General features: G+C 67.9%; 5 protein-coding genes and 1 pseudogene. 5 read left to right on the top strand and 1 reads right to left on the bottom strand.

Going from position 1 to position 2243, the window contains the following annotated elements; all coding sequences use genetic code 11:
- Window positions 1-80 precede the first annotated feature (80 nt).
- Together ACFHNC_RS24595 and ACFHNC_RS24590 are read left to right on the top strand one after the other, a co-directional pair.
- Window positions 81-266: pseudogene (locus ACFHNC_RS24595) on the top strand (transposase); the annotation flags it as partial.
- Window positions 267-297: 31 nt separating this feature from the next.
- Entirely contained in the window at window positions 298-468 is a 171-nt protein-coding gene (locus tag ACFHNC_RS24590; RefSeq protein ID WP_437171871.1) for a hypothetical protein, read from the top strand.
- 148 nt (window positions 469-616) lie between these two features.
- On the opposite strand, the gene ACFHNC_RS24585 is transcribed toward ACFHNC_RS24590, so the two are convergent.
- Window positions 617-907: a hypothetical protein gene (locus ACFHNC_RS24585; protein ID WP_437171870.1), complete on the bottom strand. Its 291-nt coding sequence runs from the start codon at window positions 905-907 to the stop codon at window positions 617-619.
- 38 nt (window positions 908-945) lie between these two features.
- Here ACFHNC_RS24585 and ACFHNC_RS24580 point away from each other — a divergent pair, with 38 nt between their 5' ends.
- From ACFHNC_RS24580 to ACFHNC_RS24570, 3 genes are all read left to right on the top strand, one after another.
- Window positions 946-1278, top strand: coding sequence for an SHOCT domain-containing protein (locus ACFHNC_RS24580; protein ID WP_437171869.1), 333 nt, complete (start codon window positions 946-948; stop codon window positions 1276-1278).
- Between the two features lie 56 nt (window positions 1279-1334).
- Window positions 1335-1478, top strand: coding sequence for a hypothetical protein (locus ACFHNC_RS24575; RefSeq protein ID WP_437171868.1), 144 nt, complete (start codon window positions 1335-1337; stop codon window positions 1476-1478).
- Window positions 1479-1658: 180 nt separating this feature from the next.
- Complete coding sequence (locus tag ACFHNC_RS24570) at window positions 1659-2198, top strand: Spy/CpxP family protein refolding chaperone (protein ID WP_437171867.1); 540 nt, start codon at window positions 1659-1661, stop codon at window positions 2196-2198.
- The last annotated feature ends 45 nt before the right edge of the window (window positions 2199-2243 follow it).

Below are 2243 nucleotides of genomic sequence, written 5' to 3'. Positions count from 1 at the left end.
CAAACCGCCAAGGGGCACCGCTCCTACACCACCACCAGGGATACGATCAGGGCCGCACGTGCGCTGGAACTGCGCCCGCGCAAAAAAAGCATGCTGGCGGATGGGGACGACCGCGCATGAGGTACCCTGCCAGCGAAAAGCTCGAGATCATCAGCCTGGTCGAGCAATCCCATTTGCCGGTGCGGCAGACGCTGGAGCGGCTCGGCATCCCACGCGCCACTTTCTACCGCTGGAGGAGGTGCGACTCGGTACAAGCGGTCGCTGATCCCTGCCGACCGTCTTTCCGTCGGCAACCTGGTGCTGATAAGCCTCGGCGGCCGCGTGCCCTGCGACGGCACAATTGAGGAAGGAAGCTCGGCGCTCGAAGAAAGCCCGGCGACCAGCGTGAGCATCCCCGTTACTCGTGGCCCGGCTAGCCCGTTATGGCCGGCTCGATCAACGCCGACGGCTCGCCCCGCGGCCGCGTGATGCGCGCCGCCAGCGACATCCCCGGCGGTGCAGTGGCCGGCACGGTGGAGGTTGTCACCATGACCGTCGGCAGCTCGCGTCAAGGCGGAGCTGCTGCCGGACGACAAGCTGCGCGAGATCGGCAACCTTCGTGCGGGCAGCAGCGTTGTCACATTTCGGACAGTATCAACGATACCCCGGCGCGAGCGGTGGCCAACGTTGGCGTGGCGAGTGCGGTGGTGCTGACGCAGCGCTGAAGACCGCAGGTGCGGCGGTGCCGAAGGAACGCGTGACGGGTGTGGCGGAACTGATCGGCCTGTCGCGGGGGAAAATGCCGAACGTGAAGCAAGTCGTCGCCACCGCGCTCGGCCTCGATGGCGTTGTCGATGACCATGATAATGGGCATCACCGGGCTGCCGCTCGCGATCCCCGCCGATACCGGCGCGACCATGGTGGTCACGCTGAACGCGCTACGGCTGCTCGGCTGGAGGCCTCAAGATGATGTCAAAGGAGCTGTTCGCCACCGCCGCTGCGGCGCTGCTTGCCCCCGGAGCGGCCCTGGCGCAGGTGATGGGACCGGGTGGCGGCTGGGGGGACCGCCCCTGGATGATAATGCACGGCGGCTGGGGGTGGGGCAGCGGCTTAGCTTGGCTGGTCGCGCTCGGCGTCTTGGTGGTTGTCGCGGTGTTGGTTCTGCGACGCCGCGGGGCCAGAGCCGCGCCTTGCTCGGCCGGCGGCGCCGTCAAGGCGCTCGACCTGCGCTATGCGCGCGGCGAGATCGACCACGATGAGTACCTCCGACGCAAGGCCGACATCCTCGGAGGCGGCTGAGGCACACCGCCGGCTGCGCAGCGGTTGGTCCCAGAAGAACTCGAGGAGACAGAGCGATGACCTACCACTTCACCACCTCCCTGGAGGGCCCGATGGAGCGCGCCGTAAAGGCCACGACGGAAGCGCTCCAGCGGCACGGCTTCGGCATACTCACTGCCCTGCAACGTCATCCTTCAGGAGCGCGACGGCGGCCGCGTTGAGTTCTCCGCCGTGGATCCGGCGGCCTCGATGCAGGCTATCGATCACCCGGCGCTCGCTGAGACGGCGGGACAGGTGCGCGAGAAGCTGCGCGAAGTCGTAACGGAGCTCGGCGCGGCGGGGACGGTCTGACCCGCGGTAACGTGCCCACCCCGGGCCACAGCAAATACAAGGAGGAACGCATGACGATTTCACGGAAAGCGGCGCTCGGCGCCGCTGCGGCGGCTCTCATCGGCATCGGCGCCGCCTGGGCGCAGACTGGCCAGCCCAACGGTCAGGGCGGCCAGATGGGCCCTGGCATGATGGGCCAGGGTATGGGACCCGGCATGATGGGCGGGGACCGCATGATGCCGATGATGCGCGGTGGCATGATGGGGATGATGAACCCCGGGATGATGGGCCGGCACGTCGAGGGTCGCATCGCCTTCCTCCGCGCTGAGATCGGCGTCACTCCGGCGCAGGAAGCCCAATGGAACGCCCTCGCAGAGGCGCTGCGCGCGAACGCGCGGGCGATGGGCGAGATGCAAGAGCAGATGATGCCGATGATGCAAGGAGGGCCGCAGGCGGCGCCGCTGCCCCAGCGTCTGGAGATGCACGAGCGGATGATGACTTCGCACCTCGAGGCGCTGCGCCGCGTCAGAGGCGCCGCTGGGCCGCTCTACGCGGCGCTCGACGAAGGGCAAAAGCGGATCGCCGACACTCTGATGATGGGAATGATGTAGCGGCCATGGACGACTGCGGCGGGGAACGGGCTAGGGGTACCGGTA

Source organism: Falsiroseomonas sp. E2-1-a4 (assembly GCF_051433165.1).
Classification (GTDB): Bacteria; Pseudomonadota; Alphaproteobacteria; order Acetobacterales; family Acetobacteraceae; genus Falsiroseomonas.
The sequence above is the reverse complement of the archived record's forward strand: the minus strand, read 5'-3'. Positions and strand labels throughout refer to the sequence as shown.

Bases quoted from the DNA above. Each gene is read 5' to 3' on its own strand.
- ACFHNC_RS24570 (WP_437171867.1), top strand. From the start codon at position 1,659: ATGACGATTTCACGGAAAGCGGCGCTCGGCGCCGCTGCGGCGGCTCTC.
- ACFHNC_RS24575 (WP_437171868.1), top strand. From the start codon at position 1,335: ATGACCTACCACTTCACCACCTCCCTGGAGGGCCCGATGGAGCGCGCC.
- ACFHNC_RS24580 (WP_437171869.1), top strand. From the start codon at position 946: ATGATGTCAAAGGAGCTGTTCGCCACCGCCGCTGCGGCGCTGCTTGCC.